We start from the raw sequence: 6,549 nt of genomic DNA, 5'->3' as shown, positions 1-6,549 counted from the left end.
CTGGGTGATGCCGCCGGCCTCGCCGGAGACCACGTTGGCATGGCGGATCGCGTCCAGAAGCGAGGTTTTGCCGTGGTCGACATGGCCCATGATGGTAACGACCGGGGCGCGCGGCTCCAGATCGCCCTCGTCATCCTTGACGTCGAAAATGCCTTCTTCCACATCCGATTCGGCAACGCGCTTGACGGTGTGGCCGAATTCGGTGGCGATCAGCTCGGCGAGATCGGCATCGATCACATCGCCGGGCTTCATCATCTGCCCTTCCTTCATCAGGTACTTGATCACATCGACCGAGCGTTCGGACATGCGCTGCGACAGTTCCTGAATGGTGATGGTTTCCGGCAGCACAACCTCGCGCAGAACCTTTTCGCGCGGCTCCTGCGAATGGGCGCGACGCATCTTTTCCTGGCGCCGGCGCATGGCCGAAAGCGAGCGGCCGCGCTGGCTGCCGCCGTCCTCGTCGCCGGTAACCGCGGTTACCGTCAGCTTGCCGCGGCGACGCTCGCCGGTGCCCTTGGGGCGCGACGCGGGTTTCGGCGCGGTGTCGGGCCTCAGCGCCTTGCCGCGCGCCGGTCCGCCTTCGCTCTCACCTTCGCGCCGCGGCTTGCGGCCGCGCGCCGCTTCATCATCTTCTTCGGCCGTCGTGCGCGCGACAGGGCGCGGACGCTGTGCGGTCCGGCTCGGCTTGGCGTCTTCGCCCGGCGGCAGATCGGGAACGACCGGCGCTTCGGCCTCGGCCGGCGTTTCCTCGACGGCCGGCGCGGGCGCTGCGGCGCGGGCCTTGGCCTCTTCCGCTTCGCGCTTGGCCTTTTCCTCGGCTTCGAGCTTCGCCCTTTCCTCGGCAATGCGGGCCTCTTCGGCCTCGCGCTTGCGGCGTTCGGCGTCCTCGGCCTCGCGCTGCTGCGCCATTACCAGCGCGCGGCGGCGGGCGTCCATCTCACCCTGGGAGAGATCGTGCAGCACATTGCCGCGCTGGCGGTTCTGGCCGCCACGGTCGGCATTGCCCCGATCCTGGCCGCGATCCGGCTGGCCGCCGCGCTGGCGGTTCTGCGCGCCCGGCCGCGAAGGCTGGCCCTTGGGGTGGTGCGTCGGCCGGTCATCGTTGCGGCGGGTCTCGCCCTGGCGCGGCTGGGCGCTCTGAGAAGCCGGCGCGCGCGATGCTGATGCTGCTGCTGAAGTGTCTTCGCCGGGCTTGTGGATCCGGCGTTTGCGTGTTTCCACCACGACCGCCTTGCTGCGACCGCGGCCCATATCCTGGCGCACGGTGCCCTGGCTCACACCCGACGGCTTCAGCTTGAGCGTCTTCTTGCCTTCATTGTCGAGTGTCTTGTCGTCTTTACTGTCCGTCATTCGGTTCCCGTTCCTTGGCGCGGGAACCATCTCCGATCGGAGACAGTATGCCCGCCCTAAAAATTCATATTATGGCGTCCGGCCAACTTCCGTGACGTCGTCATGTGTTCGTCATCGCGGCTTTTCCTTCGGTTCGGGCATCTGCCCGGTACCTTTGAAGTATCATTGCGCGCTTCACTACACCCTCACCGGCCTTTCCCGCAAGCACTGCGGCGTGTTTAAACGCATTCTCATGCAAAAGAGTGCCGATTTCGTCCGCATTGAAAGGCCTGAGCGCCGGCACCGGCGCACCGGCCTCGCTTTGATACATGAAGGCGGTGCGGGCCTGATCCAGCTTGCGGACGCCATCCGGCGCGGCATCGGCGGAATGAAAAACGGCAATCGCCGCGCCGCTTCTGATCGCAAGGTCGACCTTCGCGGAGCCCGTCACGAATTCCCCCGCCTTGATCGCCATGTTGATCATACCCGCCAACTGGCGCGCCATCAACATGTCAACCATCGCGCCGAGATCGTCGGCGGCCTGAACCTTCTGCTTCAGCGCCCGGGAGAACAGGCCCTTTGCGACAGCCTTGTCGACGGCCCGACGTTCCGCGACGACCCAGCAGCCGCGGCCGGGGAGCTCGCGCTTCAGGTCCGGCACGACCTGCCCGTCGGGGCCGGCGACAAACCGGATGAGTTCATCCGAATCGCCGGCCTTGCGGGTTACGATGCAGGTGCGCTCGCTCATCGCCTCAGCCTCGACCGCTTTGCGGGGCGAGGTCACGACTTCGAGAATACGCCGCTCAGATCGTCAGCTGCCGGCTCCTCGTCGCCGCCCTCGACCTCGTCCTCTACTTCCTCTTCCTCGGGAAGGTCGGCGGCGAGGTCTTCCTCGGTGATCCAGCCTGCAGCGAGACGCGCCTGCATGATCATGTTTTCCGCTTCGACGCGCGACAACGCAAAGGACGACAGCGTGCCGTCGAAACGCTTTGTCTGGCCATTCTGGCGCTCGGTCCAGCCGATCAGATCGTCGGCGGCGCAACCGGCGAAATCTTCCATCGTCTTGATGCCTTCCTCGCCGAGCGCGACCATCATCGCCAGCGTCATGCCGTCGATCTGGCGCAGGTCGTCGGAAACGCCGAGTTCCCGGCGCTTCTCGTCCAGTTCGGCATCGAGACGCTCCAGATGCTCGCGGGCGCGCATCTGGATTTCCTGCGCGGTTTCCTCGTCGAAGCCCTCGATCGAGGAAATTTCGTCAAGGTCGACATAGGCCAGTTCCTCGATGGCCGCGAAGCCTTCCGAGGCCAGCACCTGACCAACCATCTCGTCGACGTCCAGCGCATCCATGAACAGCTGCGAACGCTCGTTGAATTCCTTCTGGCGGCGCTCCGATTCCTCGTTCTCCGTCATGATGTCGATATCCCAGCCGGTGAGCTGCGAGGCGAGACGGACATTCTGGCCGCGACGGCCGATCGCCAGCGAAAGCTGGTCGTCCGGCACCACAACGTCGATGCGCTCGGCATCCTCGTCCAGCACCACCTTGGCGACTTCGGCCGGCTGCAGCGCGTTGACGATGAAGGAGGCCGGGTCTTCCGACCACGGAATGATGTCGATCTTCTCGCCCTGAAGCTCGCCGACAACGGCCTGGACGCGGCTGCCGCGCATGCCGACGCAGGCGCCGACCGGATCGATCGATGAATCAGAGGAGATCACGGCGATCTTGGCGCGCGAACCGGGGTCGCGGGCAACCGACTTGATGGTGATGATGCCGTCGTAGATTTCCGGCACTTCCATGGCGAAAAGCTTGACCATGAACTGCGGATGGGTGCGCGACAGGAAGATCTGCGGACCGCGCTGTTCGCGGCGCACGTCATAGACATAGGCGCGGATGCGGTCGCCGTAGCGCGGCACTTCGCGCGGGATCATCTCGTCGCGGCGGATGATCGCTTCGCCACGGCCGAGATCGACGATGACATTGCCGTATTCGACGCGCTTGACCGTGCCGTTGACGATCTCGCCGATGCGATCCTTGTATTCATCGAACTGGCGATCGCGCTCGGCCTCGCGCACTTTCTGGACGATGACCTGCTTGGCCGACTGGGCGGCGATGCGGCCGAAATCCATCGGCGGCAGCGGATCGGCGATGAAATCGCCGAGCTTGGCTTCCGGGTTGCGGTCAAGCGCCAACGCCAGCGGGATCTGGGTGCTGTAATCCTCGGCTTCCTCGACCACTTCGAGCAGGCGCTGCAGGTGGATTTCGCCGGTCTTCGGATTGATGTCGGCGCGGATATTGGTTTCCGATCCGTAGCGCGACTTGGCCGCCTTCTGGATGGCGTCGGCCATGGCGGTCAGGACGATCTCACGATCGATCGATTTTTCCCGCGCCACCGCATCGGCGATCTGCAACAGTTCCAGCCGGTTCGCACTTACTGCCATGTTCCTGTCTCCATTCTTGTCTGCGAGCCTCGAGGCTTCGCGAAATTGCTGTCACGCCTGCGCGATAAAAGCTGCGGTCGGGCGGTGTTCAATTCTCTTCGGTGTCTTCGACGCCGCCGTCTTCGACACCATTATCTTCGTCGTTTTCGTTGGCGGCCTTTTCCTTGGCCAGCTTGTCGGCGCGCAACGCCTCGCGGATCAACTCGTCCGTCAGGATCAGCTTGGCATCGGAAAGCGCCGAAAACGGGATTGTGACCTCGCTTGGCTCGCCATAGGCGACACCGTCGCGCAGAAGCGTGAAGCCGTCATTGTCGGCCTCGATGATGCGGCCGCGGAACCGCTTGCGCTCGCCGATGAGCACCGAGGTCTCGCATTTCAGCAGATGCCCCTTCCAGCGGTAGAAATCGGACTTGCGCACCATCGGCCGGTCGATGCCGGGCGATGAGATTTCCAGATGATAGGCGCGATCGATCGGGTCCTCGACATCAAGCACCGGCGAGACCGCCTTGGACACTTCCTCGCAGTCCTCGACCGTCATCGTGCCGTCGAAACGCTCGGCCATGATCTGCAGCGTCAGCCCGTTCTGGCCGGAAAGATTGACCCGCACCAGCTTGAAACCGATATCCTCCAGAACAGGCTCGATCATGTCGGCAATCCGCTTCTCGACGCCGGTTTCCACGATAAGCCGTTCTTCTCTTGCCCTATCATCCATGTTTGTCAGCCATGTTCCTCAAATCTGTCCCATCAGGCTCCCGGCGCCTGGCGGCCGCGCCAAACAAAAAAGAGCGGGTCCGTGCGGCCCCACTCTTCATCTGACGATCAAGAATTTGAGCCCTAGATAACCCCACGAAGGGAAAATTGCAAGTTTTATCGCGGCCCAGGCATGGAACCGGCCTCGGGGGATATAGGCAACCGCCTGATTTCGGTCCTATACTTGTGGTTCGGGAGAAGCCGAAGCGAACGCAGCATCGCATCCGCCGATCGCGCTGCGCGCAAACAACAAAATGCCCGGAGGAACGACGATCCATGAATAAGGCGACACCCTCGCTTTTTGCCCCGTTTGCGCATGCCACCTTCCGCAATATCTGGTTTGCCTCGATCGCCTCCAATCTCGGCACCAACATCCAGAATGTCGGCGCGGCATGGATGATGACCTCGATCTCGAATTCGGAGAGCATGGTGGCGCTGGTTCAGGCCTCGACCACGCTGCCGGTGATGCTGTTCGCGCTCGTCGCCGGCGCGATTGCCGACAGTTTCGACCGCCGACGGGTGATTCTCGCCGCCCAAGGCTTCATGTTCGCCGTCTCCGTGGCGCTGGCGCTTGCGGCGGTTGCCGGCGTGATCACGCCGTGGATGCTGCTCGCCTTCACCTTTCTCATCGGCAGCGGCAATGCGCTCAACAACCCGTCCTGGCAGGCTGCCGTCGGCGATATGGTGCCGCGTTCCGACGTCCCCGGGGCGGTCACGGTCAATTCCGTGGGTTTCAACATTACCCGCAGCGTCGGCCCGGCCGTCGGCGGCACCATCGTCGCCATCGGCGGTGCGGCGGCGGCATTTGTTGTGAACGCGCTGAGCTATCTCGGCCTGCTGACGGTGGTCTTCCGCTGGAAATTTGTGCCTCCGGAAAACCCGCTGCCGCGCGAGAAGATGACCACCGCGATCGGCGCCGGGTTGCGCTACGTGTTCATGTCGCCCAACATATTGAAGGTGCTGTTGCGCGCCTTCCTGTTCGGCCTTGCCACGGTTTCGGCGCTGGCGCTGCTGCCGCTGGTGGCGCGCGACGTGATTGCCGGCGGGCCGCAGACATTCGGCATCATGCTCGGCGCGTTCGGCATCGGCGCGATCGGCGGCGCTTTCGCCAATGCAAGGCTGAGAGCCGCCCTTTCCAACGAGGCGATCATCCGCGCGGCCTTCCTGGTGTTCGGCGCGAGCGCGGTGGTCATGTCGCTTTCGACCTCGCTGATCATCGACTGTCTGGCGCTTTTCTTTGCCGGCGCTTGCTGGGTCATGGCGCTTTCGCTGTTCAACACGGTGGTGCAGCTGACGACGCCGCGCTGGGTGGTCGGCCGGGCCCTGTCGCTTTACCAGACCGCAGCCTTTGGCGGCATGGCGGGCGGAAGCTGGCTGTGGGGCTATGTCGCCGAAAACCTCACCATCACCCATGCCTTCCTGGCTGCGGCGGGCGTCGCGGCCTTCGGCGCGGCGGTTGGCTTCGTGTTCAAGATGCCGGCCTTCGAAAGCCTGAACCTCGATCCGCTCAACCGGTTCCGCACGCCGGAGCCCGCCCTTGGCCTCGTCGCCCGTTCCGGCCCGATCGTGGTCGAGACCCGCTTCGTGATCGCGGCTGAAGACACCCAGGAGTTCCTGCGGCTGATGGTCGAGCGCCGCCGCATCCGGCTGCGCGACGGCGCGCGCAAATGGGCGCTGATGCGCGATATCGAGGAGCCCGATGTCTGGTTCGAGACCTATCACGCGCCCACCTGGGTCGACTATGTGCGCCACAACCAGCGCCGCACCCAGGCCGATGCCGACAATTATGATCGGTTGCGCGAACTGCATCAGGAAGACGGCATGCCGCGGGTCCGGCGCATGATCGAACGCCAGGCAATCCCGCCGCGCGACACGATCTTCAACCGCCCCTACGACGCGCATCATCACCATCATTGAAGGGTGACGGGCGGCGTTTTCTATCAGTTCGGTTGGGCTTTGATTTGATCCGAAGATCCGGCAGCCCACAATCTCCCCCCTTGAGGGGGAGATGCCCCGACAGGGGCAGAGAGGGGT

The 6,549-nt window shown here is 64.0% G+C and carries 5 protein-coding genes; 1 reads left to right on the top strand and 4 read right to left on the bottom strand.

Annotated elements, in window-relative coordinates; genetic code table 11:
• From B4E36_RS05840 to rimP, 4 genes are all read right to left on the bottom strand, one after another.
• Nucleotides 1-1,350 (bottom strand): translation initiation factor IF-2 N-terminal domain-containing protein (locus tag B4E36_RS05840; protein ID WP_345900104.1); only part of this gene is annotated, 1,350 nt, incomplete at its 3' end.
• A gap of 100 nt (nt 1,351-1,450) precedes the next feature.
• Nucleotides 1,451-2,077 (bottom strand): RNA-binding protein, encoded by a 627-nt coding sequence (locus B4E36_RS05835; RefSeq protein WP_414673734.1) that lies wholly within the window; start codon nt 2,075-2,077, stop codon nt 1,451-1,453.
• Nucleotides 2,078-2,109: 32 nt separating this feature from the next.
• Nucleotides 2,110-3,765 (bottom strand): transcription termination factor NusA, encoded by a 1,656-nt coding sequence (gene nusA, locus B4E36_RS05830; RefSeq protein WP_292059166.1) that lies wholly within the window; start codon nt 3,763-3,765, stop codon nt 2,110-2,112.
• Nucleotides 3,766-3,853: 88 nt separating this feature from the next.
• The gene (rimP, locus tag B4E36_RS05825) at nt 3,854-4,477 is read right to left on the bottom strand and encodes a ribosome maturation factor RimP (RefSeq protein ID WP_292059168.1); all 624 of its coding nucleotides are present in this window, start codon (nt 4,475-4,477) and stop codon (nt 3,854-3,856) included.
• A gap of 314 nt (nt 4,478-4,791) precedes the next feature.
• Between rimP and B4E36_RS05820 the strand changes: the two genes are divergently transcribed.
• On the top strand, nt 4,792-6,432 hold the full coding sequence (locus B4E36_RS05820) for an MFS transporter (RefSeq protein ID WP_292059170.1): 1,641 nt from the start codon (nt 4,792-4,794) through the stop codon (nt 6,430-6,432).
• The last annotated feature ends 117 nt before the right edge of the window (nt 6,433-6,549 follow it).

The organism is Martelella sp. UBA3392, assembly GCF_002358775.1.
Taxonomy (GTDB): Bacteria; Pseudomonadota; Alphaproteobacteria; order Rhizobiales; family Rhizobiaceae; genus Martelella; species Martelella mediterranea.
This window is presented reverse-complemented; position numbering and strand designations above follow the sequence as displayed.